This is a genomic window from Streptomyces sp. NPDC030296, assembly GCF_055572815.1.
Map to the genome: position 1 here is coordinate 1 of NZ_JBVICQ010000014.1, position 18882 is coordinate 18882.

At 71.7% G+C, this 18882-nt stretch carries 21 protein-coding genes and 2 pseudogenes; 14 read left to right on the forward strand and 9 right to left on the reverse strand.

Annotation, left to right across the window (positions count from 1 at the left end):
- The coding region (locus ACZ4Z3_RS33035) for a helix-turn-helix domain-containing protein (RefSeq protein WP_468504483.1) at positions 1-363 on the reverse strand (363 nt) is incomplete at its 3' end.
- Between the two features lie 106 nt (positions 364-469).
- Here ACZ4Z3_RS33035 and ACZ4Z3_RS33040 point away from each other — a divergent pair.
- Positions 470-1097 (forward strand): annotated as a pseudogene (locus ACZ4Z3_RS33040) (glycosyltransferase family 4 protein); the annotation flags it as partial.
- Between the two features lie 84 nt (positions 1098-1181).
- Here ACZ4Z3_RS33040 and ACZ4Z3_RS33045 read toward each other — a convergent pair.
- A complete protein-coding gene (locus ACZ4Z3_RS33045) occupies positions 1182-1595 on the reverse strand; it encodes an arsenate reductase ArsC (protein ID WP_468504484.1) in 414 nt (137 codons plus the stop codon).
- 91 nt (positions 1596-1686) lie between these two features.
- On the opposite strand from ACZ4Z3_RS33045, the gene ACZ4Z3_RS33050 reads away from it, so the two are divergent.
- The 3 genes and pseudogenes from ACZ4Z3_RS33050 to ACZ4Z3_RS33060 all read left to right on the forward strand — a co-directional run.
- Positions 1687-1995 carry an ArsR/SmtB family transcription factor gene (locus ACZ4Z3_RS33050; RefSeq protein ID WP_468504485.1) on the forward strand — a complete coding sequence of 103 codons (309 nt, stop codon included), beginning with the start codon at positions 1687-1689 and terminating at the stop codon, positions 1993-1995.
- Positions 1992-2771 carry an aquaporin gene (locus ACZ4Z3_RS33055; protein ID WP_468504486.1) on the forward strand — a complete coding sequence of 260 codons (780 nt, stop codon included), beginning with the start codon at positions 1992-1994 and terminating at the stop codon, positions 2769-2771. The genes ACZ4Z3_RS33050 and ACZ4Z3_RS33055 overlap by 4 nt, the downstream gene beginning before the upstream one ends.
- A pseudogene (locus ACZ4Z3_RS33060) lies at positions 2768-3119 on the forward strand (FAD-dependent oxidoreductase); the annotation flags it as partial. The gene ACZ4Z3_RS33055 and the pseudogene ACZ4Z3_RS33060, both read left to right, overlap by 4 nt.
- 327 nt (positions 3120-3446) lie before the next feature.
- Here ACZ4Z3_RS33060 and ACZ4Z3_RS33065 read toward each other — a convergent pair.
- A complete protein-coding gene (locus ACZ4Z3_RS33065) occupies positions 3447-3833 on the reverse strand; it encodes an ArsR/SmtB family transcription factor (protein ID WP_468504487.1) in 387 nt (128 codons plus the stop codon).
- Positions 3834-3918: 85 nt separating this feature from the next.
- Here ACZ4Z3_RS33065 and ACZ4Z3_RS33070 point away from each other — a divergent pair, with 85 nt between their 5' ends.
- Together ACZ4Z3_RS33070 and ACZ4Z3_RS33075 are read left to right on the forward strand one after the other, a co-directional pair.
- A complete protein-coding gene (locus tag ACZ4Z3_RS33070; RefSeq protein WP_468504488.1) occupies positions 3919-5331 on the forward strand; it encodes an NAD(P)-binding domain-containing protein in 1413 nt (470 codons plus the stop codon).
- A gap of 23 nt (positions 5332-5354) precedes the next feature.
- Complete coding sequence (locus ACZ4Z3_RS33075) at positions 5355-5822, forward strand: ArsI/CadI family heavy metal resistance metalloenzyme (RefSeq protein WP_468504489.1); 468 nt, start codon at positions 5355-5357, stop codon at positions 5820-5822.
- 121 nt (positions 5823-5943) lie between these two features.
- Here the strand turns inward: ACZ4Z3_RS33075 and ACZ4Z3_RS33080 are convergent, their stop codons facing one another.
- On the reverse strand, positions 5944-6219 hold the full coding sequence (locus tag ACZ4Z3_RS33080; RefSeq protein WP_468504490.1) for a hypothetical protein: 276 nt from the start codon (positions 6217-6219) through the stop codon (positions 5944-5946).
- Positions 6220-6393: 174 nt separating this feature from the next.
- Complete coding sequence (locus ACZ4Z3_RS33085) at positions 6394-6942, reverse strand: lamin tail domain-containing protein (RefSeq protein WP_468504491.1); 549 nt, start codon at positions 6940-6942, stop codon at positions 6394-6396.
- A 449-nt stretch (positions 6943-7391) separates the two neighbouring features.
- Between ACZ4Z3_RS33085 and ACZ4Z3_RS33090 the strand changes: the two genes are divergently transcribed.
- The 5 genes from ACZ4Z3_RS33090 (at position 7392) to ACZ4Z3_RS33110 (ending at position 12312) form a co-directional block, all read left to right on the forward strand.
- Positions 7392-8672, forward strand: a complete 1281-nt coding sequence (locus tag ACZ4Z3_RS33090; RefSeq protein ID WP_468504492.1) for an NAD(P)/FAD-dependent oxidoreductase — start codon at positions 7392-7394, stop codon at positions 8670-8672.
- Positions 8673-8744: 72 nt separating this feature from the next.
- Positions 8745-9641, forward strand: a complete 897-nt coding sequence (locus tag ACZ4Z3_RS33095; RefSeq protein WP_468504493.1) for an RNA polymerase sigma-70 factor — start codon at positions 8745-8747, stop codon at positions 9639-9641.
- 106 nt (positions 9642-9747) lie between these two features.
- Positions 9748-10302, forward strand: a complete 555-nt coding sequence (locus ACZ4Z3_RS33100; RefSeq protein ID WP_468504494.1) for a hypothetical protein — start codon at positions 9748-9750, stop codon at positions 10300-10302.
- Between the two features lie 280 nt (positions 10303-10582).
- Positions 10583-11539 carry a polyphosphate kinase 2 family protein gene (locus ACZ4Z3_RS33105; RefSeq protein WP_468504495.1) on the forward strand — a complete coding sequence of 319 codons (957 nt, stop codon included), beginning with the start codon at positions 10583-10585 and terminating at the stop codon, positions 11537-11539.
- A 479-nt stretch (positions 11540-12018) separates the two neighbouring features.
- Entirely contained in the window at positions 12019-12312 is a 294-nt protein-coding gene (locus tag ACZ4Z3_RS33110) for a zinc-ribbon domain-containing protein (protein ID WP_468504496.1), read from the forward strand.
- Between the two features lie 43 nt (positions 12313-12355).
- Here ACZ4Z3_RS33110 and ACZ4Z3_RS33115 read toward each other — a convergent pair whose 3' ends face one another.
- From ACZ4Z3_RS33115 to ACZ4Z3_RS33130, 4 genes are all read right to left on the reverse strand, one after another.
- A complete protein-coding gene (locus tag ACZ4Z3_RS33115; protein ID WP_468504497.1) occupies positions 12356-13162 on the reverse strand; it encodes a hypothetical protein in 807 nt (268 codons plus the stop codon).
- An 11-nt stretch (positions 13163-13173) separates the two neighbouring features.
- Positions 13174-14127: a sigma factor-like helix-turn-helix DNA-binding protein gene (locus ACZ4Z3_RS33120; RefSeq protein ID WP_468504498.1), complete on the reverse strand. Its 954-nt coding sequence runs from the start codon at positions 14125-14127 to the stop codon at positions 13174-13176.
- Complete coding sequence (locus ACZ4Z3_RS33125; protein WP_468504499.1) at positions 14124-14363, reverse strand: hypothetical protein; 240 nt, start codon at positions 14361-14363, stop codon at positions 14124-14126. Before ACZ4Z3_RS33125 ends, ACZ4Z3_RS33120 begins: the two co-directional genes overlap by 4 nt.
- A gap of 275 nt (positions 14364-14638) precedes the next feature.
- On the reverse strand, positions 14639-15880 hold the full coding sequence (locus ACZ4Z3_RS33130) for an MFS transporter (RefSeq protein WP_468504500.1): 1242 nt from the start codon (positions 15878-15880) through the stop codon (positions 14639-14641).
- A 97-nt stretch (positions 15881-15977) separates the two neighbouring features.
- Here ACZ4Z3_RS33130 and ACZ4Z3_RS33135 point away from each other — a divergent pair, with 97 nt between their 5' ends.
- The 3 genes from ACZ4Z3_RS33135 to ACZ4Z3_RS33145 all read left to right on the forward strand — a co-directional run bounded on the left by ACZ4Z3_RS33135 (position 15978) and on the right by ACZ4Z3_RS33145 (position 18749).
- Positions 15978-16976: a helix-turn-helix domain-containing protein gene (locus ACZ4Z3_RS33135; protein ID WP_468504501.1), complete on the forward strand. Its 999-nt coding sequence runs from the start codon at positions 15978-15980 to the stop codon at positions 16974-16976.
- Positions 16977-17215: 239 nt separating this feature from the next.
- Complete coding sequence (locus tag ACZ4Z3_RS33140; protein WP_468504502.1) at positions 17216-17707, forward strand: glutathione peroxidase; 492 nt, start codon at positions 17216-17218, stop codon at positions 17705-17707.
- Between the two features lie 88 nt (positions 17708-17795).
- Positions 17796-18749 carry a MerR family transcriptional regulator gene (locus ACZ4Z3_RS33145; RefSeq protein WP_468504503.1) on the forward strand — a complete coding sequence of 318 codons (954 nt, stop codon included), beginning with the start codon at positions 17796-17798 and terminating at the stop codon, positions 18747-18749.
- The last annotated feature ends 133 nt before the right edge of the window (positions 18750-18882 follow it).

Here is an 18882-nt window from a genome sequence, read left to right on the forward strand (position 1 = left end):
GAGCCGGTTGAGGATGCGCCAGACACCCGACTTGCTAATGGTGACGTCGTGGTACCGCTTGAGGTACATGACGATCTTCTCCGGGCCGAAGTGGTAGTTCTGCCGCAGGTAGATGATCTTTCCGACCACCTCGACGTGGGTGGCGTTCGGCGAGGTCTTGGGTGCCTTGGAGCGGGTGCGCAGCCCCTCAACTCCCTCGGATTGGTAGCGGCGGTACCAGGTGTAGTACGCCTGCCGGCTGATCCCGAAGTACCGGCAGGACATCGCGACGTTCCCGGTGACCTCTTCGACGTGGCGTATGACGGCCAGGCGCCGCTTGGCCTCACGGTCAAGCGGCGGGGTGGTGGGGCTGGACTTCGACATGCGGATCTCCGTAGTGATCAGAGACCCAGGTGTCAACGATGATCGGCAGTTTTAGACTTTGCGGCCGACATCTCCCGCCTCTACGAAGAGAACCCCGGTGGAGTTGGTGACCCCGCAACCGAACACCGCACCGCCGGCCCGCACCCTGCTGGACCTGCCCCGCCGGAAGCCCGGGAGGCAGCGTCGAACTCTTCCTCGACCTCTACACGGGCGAGCAACCGCTCATCCCGGCGCGGGCGTTCATGCTCGCTCCCACCGGCCCGCGCCCTCACCTCCCGGCCGGGCCTGATCTCCTTCAAGTCCCCGGCAAGTGCCTGGAGGGCCCTGCCTCCAGCAGGTACGTCGACGCTCTTCGCTCGGCGCTCACGGCCGCGATCGACCCGACTCGGATCGAGGTCCTGCACCTGCAGCACCTCACCTTCGGCCACCCCAGCACTGATCCGCGCGCTCCCCGCGCACCCCCGCATCGCCCTGGTCCACGGCGCCGGCCCGCTCTTCGCTGAGGCCCACCGCGAGCAGTTCCAGGTGCTGCGCAAGACGACGAAGACCGCCGACGCGATCGTCGTCCCCACCAGCGCGACGGCCGACCAACTCCGCGAACTCGTCCCACTGGTCAACCGCCGCAAGATCACCCACATCCCCTGGGGCATCCCCGACCACCTGATCACCGACCCACAGCGCGGCCGGTCCGCTCTCCATCGAGCCATCTGCGGCTGCTGTACGCGGCACAGCTCCGGCATCCTGCCCCCGGCACTCTGACCGAGGTCCGCAGCGCCTTCCGTTCCCTCGCCTTCGACTGACCGTCCTGTCTTACTGCGTCAGTGCTGTGCCGGAACAGCAAGGTCGTCGAGCAGTCCGCGGACGCGGCGCTCGATCTCGTCACGGATGGGACGGACGTCGGCGACAGTCCGGCCTGCGGGGTCGTCCAGGGTCCAGTCCAGGTACCGCTTGCCGGGGAAGACGGGGCAGGTGTCGCCGCAGCCCATGGTGATGCAGACGTCCGACTCCTTCACGGCGTCGACGGTGAGCATCTTCGGGACCTCGGCGGAGATGTCGATGCCGACCTCGGCCATGGCCTCGACAGCGGACGGATTGACGTTGGCGCCCGGGTTGGAGCCGGCGGAACGGACCTCGACACGGTCCCCGGCCAGGTGGGTCAGCCACGCGGCGGCCATCTGGGAACGGCCGGCGTTGTGGACACAGACAAACAGCACGGAGGGCTTGTCGGACATCAGAGGTCTCTCTTGTCTCACGACGACATCAGGTGCAAATGATGTCAGCACCCGGTGGTGTCAGCCATCACTGATGTGACAGTATCAGCACATGATGACGTCAGTCGACACTGACCTGATCCGGGTGCTGGCCGACCCGCTCAGGCTCCAGATAGTGACTTTGCTCGCCAAAGAGATGCTGTGCACCACCCACCTCGTGGAGGAGACCGGTGCTCGGCAGACCAACCTCTCCAACCACCTGAGAGTGCTGCGCGAGGCCGGGGTCGTCGAGACGGAGCCCTGCGGCCGGTTCACTTACTACCGGCTCAAACCCGACGTCATCGCCCAACTTGCCGGCCAGTTCGCCGACCTGGCCGAGTCCGCTCGTACCGCCGCCGAGAACAAGAGGGCCTGCCCATGACCGCCGCCGAAGCCGCCCCACACGCGGAGTCCGCGCCACCCGCCCCCGCACCGGCCTCCGTCGAGCCGGCCCCCGGCGCCACGCCGCCACGCACCCCCTTGATCGCCCGGGCCGCCGCCGAACTCATAGGCACTGCCGCCCTGGTGGCGGTCGTGGTCGGCTCCGGCATCCAGGCCACCGAACTCACCAAGGACGTCGGTCTGCAGTTGCTGGCCAACTCGACGGCCACCGTCTTCGGCCTCGGCGTCCTCATCCTCCTGCTCGGCCCGGTCTCCGGCGCCCACTTCAACCCGGTCGTCACCCTGGCTGAGTGGTGGACCGTCCGGCGCGGCGGCGCCGGCGTCACCCCCCGCGAGGTGGCGGTGTACCTGCCGACGCAGATCGTCGGCGCCGTTGCGGGCGCGGTGCTGGCCAACGCGATGTTCGGCGAGCCGCTGGTGAAGTGGTCCACGCACGACCGGTCGGCAGGCCAACTGCTGCTCGGTGAGGTCGTCGCGACGGCCGGTCTGATCCTGCTGGTCTTCGGCATGGCCCGGGCCAACCAACTGCGTTTCGCGCCCGTCGCGGTCGCCTCCTACATCGGCGCCGCGTACTGGTTCACCTCTTCCACGTCCTTCGCCAACCCGGCGGTGACCATCGGCCGCGCCTTCACCGACACCTTCGCCGGCATCGCGCCCGGTTCGGTCGCAGGGTTCATCGGCATGCAAGTCATCGGCGGCGTGGTCGGCTTGGCCCTCGTGGCCCTCGTCTTCATGCCCGGACGAACGGCCGAGTGACCCACAACAGGAGCCAGGTGGTGGTGATCGGCGGTGGCCAGGCCGGGCTCGCCGCCGGCGACCACCTGCGTCGCCTCGGCCGTGACTTCGTCATCCTCGACGCCCAGGCCACACCGGGCGGTGCCTGGCAACATGCTTGGGACTCGCTCCGGCTGTTCTCCCCGGCCGTGCACTCCTCACCGCCCGGTCGCCTCATGCCGGCGCAGCCGGGCCAGACCTATCCCGACGCGCAGCACGTGGGGGAGTACCTCACCGAATACGAGGAACGCTACGAACTGCCCGTTGAGCGGCCCCGTCCGCGTCCTCGGCATCCACAGGGAGAACCCACTCCTACGCGTGGGGACGGATTTGCCCTGCCCCTGCCGACCGGGGTCGAGCACGGCCCCGGTGCCGAAACAGCCGCGCACACTGCGGCAGCCACCTGAGGGCTGCCCGATTCCGTCTTCCAGTCCGCCTACGCCAGCAAGGGCTCCCGTCGACGCGGACTCGGCGACAGGCTGCTGCTCTCAGGCCGCCGCGGTGCCGTGATCCAGGCGCGACCGGGACTTCCTCTTCGACCAGCCGCGCTCGACCACCGCCGTGATCGACTACCTCTTCCGTGCGGCAGCCGAGCCGCCCGTCGCCCAGTTCGGCGAACTGTGGAACCACAGCCTCCCGACGGATGACCAGTGACGCTCAGGCCGCCGACGCGGCCTTGGTCAGCAGGCGGCCCATCGCGGCGAGCACCGAGGGCTCGACCCGGTAGTACACCCAGGTGCCCCGCCGCTCGGAGGTGAGCAGACCGGCCTCCTTGAGCTTCTTCAGGTGGTGGGAGACGGTCGGCTGCGAGACGCCCACGTCGGAGATGTCGCACACGCACGCCTCGCCGCCCTCGTGGGAGGCCACCGCGGAGAACAGCCGCAGGCGCACGGGATCGCCGAGGGCCTTGAACATCCGCGCGGCCGTCTCGGCCTCCTCCGCGGTGAACGGGCGCTCGGCGAGCGGCGGGCAGCAGGGCACCACTGCGCCGCCACTCCAGCCCGGCCGCCCGCCCCCGATCACCCCTACGTCCGCCTGCTCCATGCCCGAATCCCGCCTCACGAATTCGATGAGTGTCTATGTTGACGCTTGTCGATGCAGATGCCATGCTGAACAGCGCGATAGATCGATGGATATCGAAACAAAGGGAGATCCAGTGGCTGCGTCCATTGACAGCGTGCTCACCACCGGCTGGCTGCCCGTTGTGGTCATCGGCGCCGGCCCCATCGGCTTGGCCGCCGCCGCCCATCTCGTCGAACGCGGTCTGGAACCCCTGGTCCTGGAGGCCGGCCCGAGCGCGGCCAGCGCCGTCCGCGAGTGGTCCCATGTCCGGCTGTTCTCGACCTGGGGTGAGGTCATCGACCCGGCCGCCGAGAAACTGCTCGCCCCGACCGGCTGGGTCCGCCCGGACGCCACCGCCTACCCGACGGGCGGCGACTGGGCCCAGCGCTACCTCCAGCCCCTCGCCGACGCCCTCGGGGACAGAGTCCGCTACGGCACCACCGTGACCGGCGTCGCCCGCGCCGGCCGCGACCGGATCGTCGACGCGGGCCGCGACGAGCAGCCCTTCACCGTGCACGTCCATTCCGCCGACGGACGCGAGGAACGGATCACGGCCCGCGCCGTCATCGACGCCTCCGGCACCTGGTCCGTCCCCGGCCCCATGGGTGCCGACGGCCTGCCCGCCCTCGGCGAGAAGGTCGCCGCCGAGCACATCACGTACCGAGTGCCGGACCTCGACGACCCCACCATCCGTGCCCGTTACGCGGGCAGGCGGACTGCCGTCATCGGCTCCGGGGCCTCCGCCTTCACCGCCCTCGCCCTCCTCGCCGACCTCGCGAAGGACGAGGAGGGCACGCACGCCGTATGGATCCTTCGCCGTGGCATCGGCGCCAACACCTACGGCGGTGGTGAGGCCGACGAACTGCCGGCCCGAGGCGCGCTGGGCCTGCGCGCCAAGGCCGCCGTCGAGGCCGGCCACGCAACCGCCGCCACCGGCTTCCGCACCGAGGCGGTCGAACGAGACGGCGACCAGCTCGTCCTGATCGCGGAGGACGGCCGCCGCCTGGACCCGGTCGACGAGGTCATCGTCCTCACCGGCCTCCGCCCCGACCTGACGTTCCTCTCCGAACTCCGCCTGGGCCTCGACGAACGCCTCCAGGCCCCCACCGCGCTCGCCCCGCTCATCGACCCGAACGTCCACTCCTGCGGCACCGTCTACCCGCACGGCGTGAACGAACTCTCCCACCCCGAGCAGGGCATCTACCTGGTCGGCATGAAGTCCTACGGCCGCGCGCCCACGTTCCTCGCCATGACCGGCTACGAGCAGGTCCGCTCCATCGCCGCCGCGCTCGCCGGCGACCACGAAGCCGCCGAGCGGGTCGAACTCACGCTCCCCGAGACCGGTGTCTGCGGCGGCGCGGGTCTGTTCGACGAGCCCGACGCGGCACAGAGCACGGGCGGCGGATGCTGCGCCGCCCCCGCCACACTCCAGATCGGCACCGGCGCCCCGGCCGCCACTTCCGGCTCCGGCGGCTGCTGAACACCCACCTACGGAGGTTCGCCATGACATCCCGCGTACAGCTCGCCCTCCGCGTCCCCGACCTCGAAGCGTCCGTGGCCTTCTACACGAAGCTCTTCGGCACCGAGCCCGCCAAACTCCGCGACGGCTACGCCAACTTCGCCATCACCGAGCCCCCGCTCAAGCTCGTCCTCATCGAAGGCACCGCGGACGAGGCGACCCGCATGGACCACCTAGGCGTCGAGGTCCAGTCGACCGAAGCGGTCCACGCCGCCACCGCCCGCCTGGGCGAGACGGGACTTGCCACCGAGGTGGAGAACGACACCACCTGCTGCTACGCCCTCCAGGACAAGGTCTGGGTCCACGGCCCCGGCCAGGAACCCTGGGAGGTGTACGTGGTCAAGGCTGACGCCGACTCCCTCGCCAAGCAGCAGGGCAGCACCTGCTGCACGGGTACGGCCGAGGCCGACACCAGCGCGAAGGAACCGGTCGCCGCGGGCGGCTGCTGCTGATCCGCCGATGACCGGCTTCCGTACCAGCGGGGCCGTGACCGGGACGGGGGTCCGGTCACGGCCCCGCCGCAGCGCTGCCCGCCCTGTGCGTCACCCAGATCACCAGCTGGGGGATCGTCTACTACGCCTTTCCCGTCCTCAATCCGCAGATCACCGCCGCCACAGGCCGGTCGACCACAGCCACCACCGGGGCATCAGAGCAGCCGTGGAACGGGATGCGCTCGCCGTACCCTGACGCAACCACCGGGTTTTCCCTGATCTTCTTCACCGTGTCGATGGTGACCAGTTCGCCGCCCGTCTCGGTCGGCCCCACAGGCACGCCCTCGGACACGGCTCCGCTGTCACGGCTTTTGCGTGACTTCATCGCCGAAGCGCCCGACGGGAGGCGGTCCGGCATGCGCCCTCCGCAAAGGCCCAGGACATTCCGGATAGAGGTAGCCGCCACTCACGTGCCGGTGACGTCGGCCACCGGATCGCCGGTCATGCGGGAGGCGCGCCCGGCTGTGGGATGCCGGGCGCGCCTGGGCTTGTCATGGGTGGGAACGGGGTCAGGTCACGCGCGTTGGTGGGGTCAGCGGTTGTGGTGGTGGCCGTTGTCGCTGTGGCGGTGACCGCCGTGGCGATCGTCGGCCTGGCCGAGGTCGCTGTCGCGGTAGTGGTCCCAGGATTCGCTGTCGATGAAGCGGCCTCGGTCGTTGCGGAGGGTGGCGGTGTCGGAGCGGTTGTCCCAGATGTGGTGGCGGCTGCCCTGGAACAGGTCGCTGGCGGTGTCGAGGCCGAAGCCGGTGTGGATGCGGACCGTCGTGCGGCCCCGGAGGCGGTAGTCGTCGAAGGTGTAGGTGCGGCCGTCCTCGTTCTCGAGGGTCCAGCCGTCGAGGTTGACGCCGTACCTGGCCGTGTTGGTGATCTCCACCCACTCCCGGTTCAGGGAACGGTTCGAGCGGTCGTCGCGGCCCGGGGCGTCGTACTGGACCTCCGAGATCGTCACCCTCGACCGCTCGTGACGGCCGTGGTCGGCGGCGGACGCCGGCAGTGTGACGACCGAGATCAGAGCGCCTGCGGCGAGCGTGGCGGCGGCGATACGGCGGGCGCGGGCAGAAGCAGAAGCGGTAGTGGACAAGAGGGCTCCCTCGTGGTGTGGGCGGCTTCCCCGGGCAGGCCGTGCGGGTCAACCGGGAAGTCGGTGCGGTGGCGGCCGGTTGGCCGCACGCACACTCTGTCCACGGAATGGGGAAATCGCGGTGCAACACCCCTCTCTGTTACCTGTTGTCCATATTTCTATGACTCTCGCCTGCAATATCCATCAATGCGCTTTACGGTCGGCGCCGCGTCGACTGCCCGCGGGATGCCTTGTGGTCATTGGGGTGCGGCGCTCCTTCCTCACCATGCGCCGCCCGAGGAAGGCTCGGGCATCACCCGAAAGTGAGTAACAGGGGGTGCCGATGAGTCGAGGACGGCACGTCGGGAGCGGCGCCCGGCACGCCGCGCTGTGACCTGCGCCACTCCATGTCACACACGCCGGTCCCCCGGTGTCTTGAGGTCGAACGCCTTCGGACAGAGGAGGAAGCCATGTCCTTCAGGAGTGGCACGAAGCACCGCATCGTCGTTCTCGGCGCCGGGTATGCCGGGGCGTACGTGGCCGGGACGCTGGCTCGGCGGCTGGCTCCGGCGGATGTCGGGATCACCGTGGTGAACGCCGAGCCCGACTTCGTGCAGCGGCTCCGGCTGCATCAGCTCGCGGCCGGGCAGGAGATCGCGGCTCCCCCGCTCGCCGACGTCTTCGCGGGAACCGGGATCCGGCTGCGCCTGGCACACGTCTCCGCCGTCGACCCCGAGCGCCGCATCGTCACCGTGGCCGAGAACGACGGTGTGGGCGGCGGTGGGAACGGTGACGGCGGTCGCGGTGCGATCGAGTACGACACCCTTGTCTACGCGCTCGGCAGCCGCGGCGCCGCGCACGGTGTTCCCGGTGTTGCCGACTACGCCTTCGACGTCGCGGCCCGGCCCTCCGCGCTCCGGTTGCGTGCGTGTCTGGACGGTCTGGACGCGCGCGGCGACGGCGGGAGCGTCGTGGTCGTCGGTGACGGGCTGACCGGGATCGAGACCGCCACCGAGATCGCCGAGTCCCGTCCCGGCCTGTCCGTGACCCTGATCGCCCGCCGTGAGCTGGGCGCCCCTCTCTCCACCGGGGCCCGTGACCACCTGCGCCGGGCCTGCGACCGGCTCGGCGTCACCGTGCTCGAACACACCGGCGTCGAGGCCGTCGAAGCGGGACGGGTGCTGTGCGCGGACGGCAGTGTCCTGGCGTCCGACGCGACCGTGTGGACGGCCGGGTTCGCGGTCGCCCCCATCGCCGCCACCGCGGGGCTGGAGGTCGCCGCCGACGGCCGGATCGTCGTCGACCGCACCATGCGGTCCGTGTCGCACCCGGACGTCTACGCCGTGGGCGACAGCGTCCACGCCATCGGGGACAACGGCCTTCCGCTGCCGATGTCCTGCGCCTCGGCCGGCTACACCGGCCGGCAGGCGACGGTCGCGATCGTGGCCCGGCTGACCGGCGGCACGGTCAAGCACACCGGGCTGGAGTACGTCGCCAACCACATCAGCCTCGGGCGGCGCGACGGAATCCTGCAGATGGTCGGCCATGACGCGAAGGCGAAGCCGAGGTTCATGGCCGGCCGGAAGGCCGCACGGTTCAAGGCGGCCATCCTGCGGATGTCGCTGTGGACGACCTCTCATCCGACCTTCGGCCTGCCCACGCGCACGCACCACCTGGCGACCGCACCATCCGCTCCGACCGGTGAGACGGCCGTCCGCCCCCTGAGAAGCGGAGAGGCCGCGCGTGGCTGAGCATGCTCGTCCCGTCGGGCCGGCCTGGCCTGGTGCCGGTCCCGTCGCACCGACCCGGAGTGAGAGCGAGAGATGACCGACGACATCACCGGGGTGGCGACCGAGGTGTTCGTCGCCCACCGCAATCTGCTGTTCACCGTCGCCTACGAGATGCTCGGCTCGGCGGCCGACGCCGAGGACGTGCTGCAGGAGACCTGGCTGCGCTGGGTCAGGGCGGACCTCGGACGGGTGAGCGACCAGCGGGCGTACCTGGTACGGATCACGACCCGGCAGGCGCTCAACCGGCTGCGGACCGTGAAGCGGCGCCGCGAGGCGTACGTCGGCCCGTGGCTGCCCGAGCCGCTGGTCACCGCGCCGGACGTGGCCGAGGACGTCGAACTCGCCGAGAGCATGTCGATGGCGATGATGCTCGTCCTCGAAAGCCTCTCCCCGACCGAGCGAGCGGTCTTCGTACTGCGCGAGGTCTTCGAGGTCGACTACGACGAGATCGCCGAGGCCGTCGGCAAGAAGCCCGACGCGGTCCGCCAGATCGCGCACCGTGCCCGCAAGCACGTCGGCGCCCGCCGTCCGCGTACGACGGCGTCATCGAGCGAGACGCGGGCGGCCTTGGAGTCCTTCCGGCGGGCCGTCGAGACCGGGAACCCCCAGGATCTTCTCGACGTGCTCGCCCCGGACGTCGTCCTGCTCAGCGATGGCGGCGGCCGCAGGAAAGCCGCGTTGCATCCGATCGTCGGCGCCGAGAAGATCATCCGCTTCTATGCCGGCGGCACCGCCAAGCTCCACGCCACGGTCACCTGGGAGCCGACCGTGGTCAACGGAAGCCCCGCGCTCGCCGCGCATGTGGACGGCGTCCTCGACGGCGTCATGGCCGTGCGCGTGGAGAACTCCCGTATCAGCGGCCTCTACTTCGTCCGCAACCCCGACAAGCTGACCCACGTCACTTCCGGCACCCCGCTCGCCCTGCGCTGACGCCGGCAAGGGGGCGGGGACGCGGCCCGGTGGAGTAACGTCGCGTCTCCGCCGGGGCGGCAGGGCCCGCGCCGCGTCGAGCCCCACCGCATCGAGGGATCAGACCGTGACTCCGTATTCGCTGGCGTTCTATGTGGACGTCGTCACCACCGGCACCGTGCTCGGTGTGGGGCCCGCGGATTCTCCCGACCGGGTCACCGACGTCCTCGGGGCTTCCTTCGCCGAGAACGCCTTCGGGGAGCGCAGCATGTGCCGGGACTACGGCCTCGCCGAGTTCTACTGGGACCGTGTCGGCCCCGACCAGCCCTGGTCGGGGCACCACTTCACGCTTCAGGTGCACCGGCTCGCCCACCGGAACCGGACCCTCGTCAGTGACACGCTGCGCGCGCGGTACGGGCGGTTCGCTCCGAGGCTCCGGTTCGAGAAGCTGCGTCGTCTGCTGGTGCGGCGGGGCGTCCCGCTGGTCGAGGTGCCGGAGATCGCGGCCAACGCCCCGTACTACCGCACCTTCTGGCAGCCCGACTCCCGGGTGGCCGTCTCCGTCATCGGCACCTACGGCGAGTACTCCACGCCGGACAACCTGCGGGTCGGCGACGTGTACAGCGTCCACGCCCCTATGACTGCCGGGGAAGTGGAGTGGCGGAGGGCGCAGGGCCGGTAGTACCGGGTCGTACCAGGACCCTCGGGGCGGCTCCGGGGCCGTGCACCGGAGCCGCCCGGTCCGCCCTCATAGGGCGATCTTGTCCAGGTGCGTCGACAATGAGTGCGTGGCACGACGGCAGTCCCGGTGGCCTCTGCGGTCCCGGCAGTTCCTGTCGCCCGCTCAGCCCTGACAGTCCCGGCAGGCCCCTCGGCCCCGGAACAGGCCGCGTCCCGGTCGTGATCGTCTCGCTCCCCGGGGCGCGCCGTGCTCGCCCCCGATCGCTGGAGGGTTGATCGTGATGTCGGACCAGAGAGCCGAGCGCATCGCGGAGTTCATCGGGCCGCTCAGGGTCGAGCCGGGGGCGAAGGTGCGGCTGGAGCGGGACTTCGATCCGCGGTACAAGGCCGGGCTGCGGAAGCGGGACGGGGCCGAGATGCTGCGGACCGGGGTGTCGCTGCTGGCCGAGTACCAGGAGCGGCTGGCCGCGCAGGACACGTACGGCGTGCTGCTCTGTCTGCAGTCCCTCGACGCCGGCGGCAAGGACGGCACGATCCGCCACGTCATGAGCGGCGTCAACCCACAGGGCGTGCGGGTCAGCAGCTTCAAGGTGCCGTCCAGTGAGGAACTCGGCCACGACTACCTCTGGCGTTACGCCACCCGGCTGCCCGCGCGCGGCGAGATCGGCATCTTCAACCGCTCGCACTACGAGGAGGTCCTCGTCGTCCGTGTCCACCCCGAGAACCTGCTGCGGCAGAAGCTGCCGGAGGACTCGCGCGGGCCGGGTGTCTGGAAGCGGCGCTACCGGGAGATCAACCACTGGGAGCGGTACCTCACGGACAACGGGTTCAAGGTGGTGAAGATCTTCCTGAACCTGTCCAGGGAGGAGCAGCGCACCCGTTTCCTCAAGCGGATCGACCTGCCGGAGAAGAACTGGAAGTTCTCGGCGGCCGACGTCCGGGAGCGGCGCCACTGGGACGCCTACCAGCACGCGTTCTCCGAGATGCTGTCCGCGACGAGCACAGCATGGGCCCCTTGGTACGTGGTACCGGCCGACCGGAAGTGGTTCGCGCGGATCTGCGCGGCGGCGATCCTCGCGCACACCCTGATGGAGATCGATCCGCGGTACCCCGAGGTGGGGGAGGAGGCGCGGAGGGCGCTCCTCGTCGCCAGACGGGAGCTGGAGCGGGAGGCGCCCGCCGGGGCCGCGGCCGACCCGTACGCCGCACGGCATCCGGTCGAGGAAGCGGAGCGATGACCGGACCTCCCTCGAACGCCTCGGGGGAAGCACGCCTGGTACGCCCGCGCTCCCGAGGACGTCGTCGCCGCGTTCGGCGTCGATCCGACGGTCGCACTGTCCGCTGTCCGAGCCGCGGAGCTGCTCGTCAGGAGGGCAAGGCCGGGAGCGCGATGAACGCGCTGCGGTCGATGACGAAGGCGACGGCCCGGGTGCGGCGCCCTGCGGGCCGCCGCCCCTGAGTTCGGATGGGCCGTGCCGGCGGCCCTCCCCTGCTGCTCCTGTGGGTACTCGGCAAGTTCCTGGCCCGCCGTTCCAGAGCCGTGCGACGGCGTTCCAGGGCCGCGAGACGGCGCGGCGGAGCGGGTGCGCCGTCGTCGTGACCGGTCCCCGCCCAGGTCGGGGGAGGTGGAGGTCGCCGCAAGAACTTCTAGGACGATCGGGCCGGGGCGTGCACACTGGGGGCAGAGTGCCGGTAGGCACCACCGGGAAGGATCGACATGCTGATCATCTTTGGCACCAAGGGTTACCTGTACCAGCTCGCGATACTCACGCTGGTGTGCGGGCAGTGCGGGAACCCCTCCGCGCACACGCTGCGGAAGCGGGTCACGAAGTTCACGTTGTTCTTCGTGCCGCTGTTCCCGGTGTCGACGAATTACCGGACGCAGTGCACGTTCTGCGGGGCGGAGCAGAAGGTGACCGCCGAGCAGGCGGAACAGCTCCAGGCGCAGGGCGCGGGCGGCTCCAGCGGCCACCACCAGGGGCAGAGCCAGCAGCAGCCGTACCAGTCCTGACAGCCTGGGCTCCCCCCGGGGTGGTGCCGGCAGCCGGGCGGGCTCACCCGATCCCGTCCGGGCGCCGTTCCCTGGCCGCCGCCCGTCGCGGCAGTCGTGGTGGCCGCGGTTGCGTGTGGGGGGTCGGGGGGCGGGTCCAGGTGGGCGTTGCGGTAGCCGCCGCCAGGAGGATCGTCATGTGTTCCGCGAAGTCGGGGCGTGGCAGGGGGAGTTCGAAGTCGGGGTTGTCGACGTAGCCGAGCGTCACCGCTCCCGGGACGTAGTGCATGACCGCGTCGGCGAGTTCCGTGCGGGGCAGGGCCGTCCGGTCGAGGTGGGTGAGGGCCCGCAGCACCGTGGGGAAGCTGGCGTCGTACGCCGTGGGGACCCCGGCGTCGGGGACAGCCGTGAGGGGTTCCGGCGAGGGGCGCGTGCCGATGTTGGTCTGTTCGCGCCACCACGCCGCCGCCTCCGCGTCGCCGAGCACCAGGTGCTGGAGGTAGAGGCAGTACGAGGCGAGGTCGTCGCCGGCGCCGGCCGCGTACTGCCACCAGGAGCGGGCGCTGTCCGCGGCGTCGGCGAGCTGGAGGACGCAGCCGAGGACGCGGGCTCCGGGCGGTTCGGGCAGGTGCTCGGTGACGAACGCCTGGAGGGAGTCGGAGGTGGTGTGGGCGAGGACCGTCTCGCACAGGGTGCGCAGATCGCGGGCGGCCATCGTGCGGGCGCGGTCGTGCTGGCGGGCGGCGCCGCCGACGAGCGGGTCCTGACCCGGCGCGCCGGGCACTATGTCGTGCGGTATCACCGGCGTCTCGAGGAGGCGGGCCCGGGCGAGGAGGTCGTCCAGCGGGGTCGGCGGGGGCATGGGGGTCATCGGCGTGGGGATCATTCGGGGATCTCTCCCGGGTGGTTCTGGGGCTCCGGGTCGTGTCCGTGCCGCTGCTGGAGGCGGAGCGCCGCGGTGAGGGTCTTGCGGGCGTACCGGTCGGCCGTGTGGACGGAGGCGATGGGCACGCCCAGGACGTCGGCGACTGCGGCGTGGTCCATGCCGCGCAGATACGTGAGCACCATGACGTCCAACTGGTGGGCCGGCAGGCGGCTGATCGCCTTGAAGAGGGTCATCGACTCCTCGATCTGCGCGAACCGCGCCTCCGGCGTGGAGATCACGCTCAGGGCGACCGTGTCGAACGCGGTGCGGGCCAGTTCCGGGCAGCCGTCGACGTGGCGGGCGCGGGCCAGCACGCCGCGGCGCAGCACGGACCAGGCGAACGGCACCACATCCGAGCTGGCCAGCGCCTCGTCCCAGCGGAACCACAGCACGTCGAACGTTTCCGCGACGACCTCCCGCGCCTCGTCCTCGCCGAGGAACAGCCGGGCGTAGGCGAGGTAGGCGGAGCGGTTGAGTTCGGTGAACGCCTGGTGCTCCAACGGGGGTACGGCGGGCCCGGTCGACACGGTGGCCCGCCCGGGCGGGTGCGGGCGGTTCTGAATGCAGCCGTCTATCCAGTCGGGCTTCTTCTCCGCCTCCAGCGCGGCGGCCATCCAGAGCCGGCGCATCGGCCAGCTCGGTACGTCGAGGACGTCCAGCAGGCCGTGGGTGATCTCCCAGCGGGGGTAGCGGCCCGTGCCGCGCAGCAGTTCGGAGATCTTCGACTTGGCCCAGCCGGAACGGCAGCTCAGCTCGCTGATCGTCAGTCCGCTGGCCAGGAACCGGTGGCGCAGGGGCTCAAGCCAGGCGCGGTGGGCGGCGCCCACGCCGTCGGCTATCGGCCCGAGTTTCCGGCCGGGCTTGCCCGCCGGCGGTCCCCCTCCGGGCCGCCGCGACAGGGACGGGGTCACCCGAGGCGCTCCTCGTCGGCCGCGACGGGGCCGCGGCCGACCGTCACCGGGCCGGGTCGTCCGCCCGCCACCGGGCCCGTTCCGCCCGTCATCGCGGTGACGACCTGTTCCGCGCTCAGCACGAGCGTGGGGACGACGGCGGCGGCCGCGGCCGGCTGGCCGACGGCGACCAGCACGACGCTCCAGCCGAGGACCGTCGCCAGGACGGCGACGGATAAGACTTGCCTTCTGGACATCGAAACCTTCCCCATGTGTACGTCCGAGAGGGCCCCCTCCGCGGTGCCGGCGCGTCATCGGGGAGCCGGACGTCAGCATGGGGGGCGCGCTCCCCGTCCCGCCACGCCATCGGGGAATCGCGGAACAATACGGCCGCCGCGCGACAGCGCGCACCGTAGCGGCTACGGGCGCCCGTCATCGGCGAAACGTGCGGCAGTACAGGCTTTCGGGGCGAAGTTCCCGTGTCCCGGCCGACCGCGCCGGGCGCGCGCCCATCATGAACGCCGAGGCGCGCTCAGCGCCGGAACCTTCCCGTCCGGGAGGTCCCGCCCCTCGTGCCGATCGAGGAGGGGCGGACCGCTCCCGCTCCGTCCGGCACGGGCGGGCGGGGGCGGTCGACCGCCAGCGCCAGCGTCACCGCCACGGACGCCGCGGCCATCACCGCCATCGCCGTGCCCGGCGACGTCAGCTGGGCGACTGCGCCCGCGAGGGCCGCGCTGACGCCCTGGAAGGTGAGCATGCCGGCCGAGTGGAGGCCGAGGGCATGGCCCGTGAGGTCCGGCGGTGTGAGGGCCAGCAGGTGCTGCTGCTGGACGAGGCTCGCGCCGAACCCGACGGAGGCGAGCGTCGCGCAGGCCGCGGCCAGGGGGGTCGGGGGGTGGAGGGCGAAGAGGAGGTACGGGGCGGCCAGGAGCAGCAGCAGGGGTGTGGCGAGGCGGTCGCGGACCCGGGGTTGGAGGAGTCTGCCGACGGTCACGTCACCCGTGAACATGCCGAGCGCCGCGCAGGCGAACAGCAGGCCCGCACGGTCGGGGGCGTACGCCACGAACAGGGACTCGCAGCCGACGACCAGGCCGTTGGGGATCCACAGGCCCAGATAGAGGCGCCGGCGCGGGACGGACGCCCACAGGCGCGCGTTGGTCCGCCAGGTCTCGGCGACGGACGGGCGGCCCGTGGTGCGCGGGGGCCGGCGGGTCAGGCCCGTGCGGGTGCAGAGGGCGGCCGCCGCGTACAGAGTCGCCGACACCAGCAGGGTCACCCGGGGGGACAGCAGCGCCACCAGGGCGCCGCCGGTGGCGTAGCCGGTGATCTGGGTGAGGCCGTGCAGCATGTTGAACACCGAGCGGCCCAGCAGATAGCCGTCCTTCGGCAGGATCTCGGTCAGCAGACCCCAGCGCACTCCCCCGCCGAGCGACGCGATGAGCCCCTGGACGGCGATCACGGCGAACACCGACCACAGCGGCAGACCGGGCAGCGCCAGCAGGGCCGTGCTCACCGCGAACGACGCGGCGAGGCCGGTGAGTGTCGCCCTCGGCGGCAGCCGGTCGGCGGCGGACAGCAGGGTCGTCGCGCCGACCACCTGGGCCAGGGACGGGCCGAACATGCTGAGCGCCGAGAGAAGGGGGGACCCGGTGGCCTCGTAGACGGACGTCCCGAGGGCCAACCCGCCGATCGTGGACCCGGCGACCTGGAGGGACGAGGACAGGAAGAGAGGGGTGAACTCCCTGGTGCGGAAGAGGGCTTGGTAGCTGCGCATGGGCAGGACGATCGGTCCGCCGTCCCGGCCGCCGCTAATGTTTCGCGTACACGCGAAAGCTCCCGGACGGCTTTCGCCGCGTCCCGGAGGTCCCGCGGTGGGCTGGTGGCAGGTCAACGCCGACACCCTCGCCGGCAGCCGGTTCGTGGTGTCGCCGCTCGCGGAGACGTTCGCGAGCCTGAAGCGGCTGCACGCCGGCACCGGCACCCACCCCGGGGAACGGTCCTGGCTGGCGTCCCATCTGCCCGGCTACCGCGCCGAGCTGGCCCGCGACCCGCTCACCGCCCTGCTGGTCCGGGCGGGCCTCGGCGAGAAGTGGATCGCCGACTTCCTCACCCCGACCCCGCGCGAGGGCGAGACCTTCGCGCAGGAGGTCGCCCGGGTCCGGGCCGTGGACCCGGCCGCCGCCCGCGCCCACCTCGTGCTGTCCCTGCGCGGCCCGCTCCCGGCCGCCCTCGACCGCGACGACCTGCCGGGCCGTGCGGCCGACCTCCTGACGTACGTGTGGGAGGAGACCGTACGGCCGGACTGGGAGCGGCGGCGGCGCGTGCTGGAGGCGGACGTCCTCGCCCGGACCGCGCAGCTAGGGCAGAGCGGCTGGGCGGCGGTGCTGGACGCGTTGCGGCCCGGGATGCGCTGGCTCGGCGAGAACCGGCTCCAGGTCAACCTCCACGAGTACCCGCCGCGTGAGATCTCCGGCGCGCGGCTGGTGTTCGTGCCGGTCACCCCGCAGCGGGTCGGCTGGGTGGCGTGGGAGGACGGCGAGCGGTACGCCGTCGTGTACCCGTGCTCGGGCGTCCTCGCCGACGGCGGCGGCCCGGCGGCCGCGCCCGCCGCCCTCGGCCCGCTCCTCGGCACCGTCCGCGCCCGCGTCCTGGCCCTCCTCGACTCCCCGATGAGCACGACCCAGCTGTGCGCGCTCACCGGCCGCCCCCTCGGCTCGGTGGGCCGCCATCTGAGGGTCCTGCTGGACGCGGGCCTGGTCCACCGCACACGAGCGGGCCGCTCGGTCCTGTACACCCGGACGGCAGCGGGCGAGGTGTTGGTCCGTGCCCCGGAACGCCGGGAGCCCGACGGGGGCGGGGGCGGCGGCTGACGCACCGCCGCAGACGGGGCCGGGGGCTGTACGTATCACGTCCGGGGTGGGCCGAGGCCGAAGCCCCGCGTCCCGGACGGGGCCGAGGCCGAGGCCTCGCATCCCGAGCGGACCGAGGCTGACGCTCGACCGCCGACGAGGGCCAGGCTGACGCGTCGTGTTCGCGGTGAGCCGAGGTGGCTGAGGTGTTCCGTCCGGGGCGGCGGGGGCGAAAGAGTTTCCGGAGATAGCATCCGTTTATGACTACCTCTCCCCTCGACGTCGAGATCGGTGCCCTCACGGGCGGCTCCGCGGACCTCGCGCAGTACGCCGGCAAGGCCGTGCTCGTCGTGAACGTCGCCTCCAAGTGCGGTCTCACCCCCCAGTACACGGGCCTCGAAGCCCTTCAGGCCCGCTACGCGCAGCAGGGCTTCACCGTGCTGGGCGTGCCCTGCAACCAGTTCCTGGGGCAGGAGCCGGGCTCGGCCGAGGAGATCGCGGAGTTCTGCTCGGCGACGTACGGCGTGACCTTCCCGATGACCGAGAAGGTCGAGGTGAACGGCGAGGGCCGGCACGCCCTGTACGAGCGGCTGGTCGGCCACGCGGACGCCGAGGGCCACAGCGGCGACATCCGCTGGAACTTCGAGAAGTTCCTCATCGGCCGGGACGGCTCGGTCGTGGCCCGCTTCTCCCCGCAGACCGAGCCGGAGGCCCCGGAGCTGGTGGCCGCCGTGGAGAAGGCCATCGGCTGAGGCCACCGGCCCCTGCGGGTGCGCCCGCCCGTTTGACCTTCCCCCTGGGTCAAGGACCACCGTCCCTGTCACCGGGCGCGGACGCCCGGTGACGGAGGATGACCCAGTGGCCACCGACGACCTGCTCACCATCGGTGCCTTCGCCGCCCGCGCACGGCTGTCGGCGAAGGCCCTGCGGCTCTACGACCGGCTGGGGCTGCTCGCCCCGGCGTACGTCGACGAGCTGACCGGCTACCGGTACTACCGGTCCGAACAGGTCGAACGCGCCCGTCTCGTCGCCCTGCTGCGGCAGCTCGACATGCCTCTCGCCCGCGTCGCGGAGATCGTGGAGGCCGTCGGGACGGACGGCGCGCTGGCCGCCGAGCGGCTCGCCGCGTACTGGGCCGGCGCCGAGGAGCGGTTCGCGTCGCAGCGGGCCCTGGTCGGTTACCTCCGTGGACGGCTCACGGGAAGGGACCCGGCGATGGACGCCATGGACGCCATGGACACCATGGACGCTACGGACGGCACCAACGGAACGAACGCCGCGGACGCGGCGTACGGCACCTTCGTGGTCGAGACGGTCGACACCGCCGCGCAGGTGGTGCTCACCCAGACGCGGCACCTGCTGGTCGACGAGCTGCCGGCGTGGATCGGGGCGTCGCTGGGGCGGCTGGAGGAGGGTGCGGCGGCCTGCGGCGGGACGGCGGGGGCGCCGTTCGTCGTGTACCACTCCGAGGTGTCCCTGGAGAGCGACGGCCCCGCCGAGTCGTGTGTCCCCGTGGCCGATCCGGACGCGGCCCGCCGCTGGGCCGCGGAGCAGGGGCGGGCCCGGGGGGCCGGGGTGCGTGTGGAGCCGGCGCGTCGGCTCGCGTACACGCGGATCACCAGGGCGCAGGTGGCCTACCCGCAGATCGCGGCGGCCTTCGAGGCCGTCGAGCGGTGGATCGCCGCGCGTGGCCTGGAGGTCGTCGGCCCCTGCCGTGAGGTGTACTTCGCGGACTGGGACGCGGCGGGACCGGAGGATCCGGTGTGCGACGTGGCGTTCCCGGTCGCATCCTGACCCATGTAGTACCGGTACGGCTGTGGGGGTTTTCCCTACGGCCGCACCGGAGGGAACTGGTCCTGTCGGCCAACTGTCAGCGGGTGGTTAGCGTCTACTCCGACACACGACGAACAACCGCCCGCACGAGTCG

Excerpts from the sequence above, each read along its gene's own strand:
- ACZ4Z3_RS33115 (WP_468504497.1), bottom strand. The coding sequence starts at position 13,162 with ATGACCCCCATGCCCCCGCCGACCCCGCTGGACGACCTCCTCGCCCGG.
- ACZ4Z3_RS33050 (WP_468504485.1), top strand. The coding sequence starts at position 1,687 with ATGATGACGTCAGTCGACACTGACCTGATCCGGGTGCTGGCCGACCCG.
- ACZ4Z3_RS33045 (WP_468504484.1), bottom strand. The coding sequence starts at position 1,595 with ATGTCCGACAAGCCCTCCGTGCTGTTTGTCTGTGTCCACAACGCCGGC.
- ACZ4Z3_RS33070 (WP_468504488.1), top strand. The coding sequence starts at position 3,919 with ATGGATATCGAAACAAAGGGAGATCCAGTGGCTGCGTCCATTGACAGC.
- ACZ4Z3_RS33055 (WP_468504486.1), top strand. The coding sequence starts at position 1,992 with ATGACCGCCGCCGAAGCCGCCCCACACGCGGAGTCCGCGCCACCCGCC.
- ACZ4Z3_RS33075 (WP_468504489.1), top strand. The coding sequence starts at position 5,355 with ATGACATCCCGCGTACAGCTCGCCCTCCGCGTCCCCGACCTCGAAGCG.
- ACZ4Z3_RS33130 (WP_468504500.1), bottom strand. The coding sequence starts at position 15,880 with ATGCGCAGCTACCAAGCCCTCTTCCGCACCAGGGAGTTCACCCCTCTC.
- ACZ4Z3_RS33125 (WP_468504499.1), bottom strand. The coding sequence starts at position 14,363 with ATGTCCAGAAGGCAAGTCTTATCCGTCGCCGTCCTGGCGACGGTCCTC.
- ACZ4Z3_RS33080 (WP_468504490.1), bottom strand. The coding sequence starts at position 6,219 with ATGCCGGACCGCCTCCCGTCGGGCGCTTCGGCGATGAAGTCACGCAAA.
- ACZ4Z3_RS33065 (WP_468504487.1), bottom strand. The coding sequence starts at position 3,833 with ATGGAGCAGGCGGACGTAGGGGTGATCGGGGGCGGGCGGCCGGGCTGG.
- ACZ4Z3_RS33105 (WP_468504495.1), top strand. The coding sequence starts at position 10,583 with ATGTCGGACCAGAGAGCCGAGCGCATCGCGGAGTTCATCGGGCCGCTC.
- ACZ4Z3_RS33110 (WP_468504496.1), top strand. The coding sequence starts at position 12,019 with ATGCTGATCATCTTTGGCACCAAGGGTTACCTGTACCAGCTCGCGATA.
- ACZ4Z3_RS33090 (WP_468504492.1), top strand. The coding sequence starts at position 7,392 with ATGTCCTTCAGGAGTGGCACGAAGCACCGCATCGTCGTTCTCGGCGCC.
- ACZ4Z3_RS33095 (WP_468504493.1), top strand. The coding sequence starts at position 8,745 with ATGACCGACGACATCACCGGGGTGGCGACCGAGGTGTTCGTCGCCCAC.
- ACZ4Z3_RS33140 (WP_468504502.1), top strand. The coding sequence starts at position 17,216 with ATGACTACCTCTCCCCTCGACGTCGAGATCGGTGCCCTCACGGGCGGC.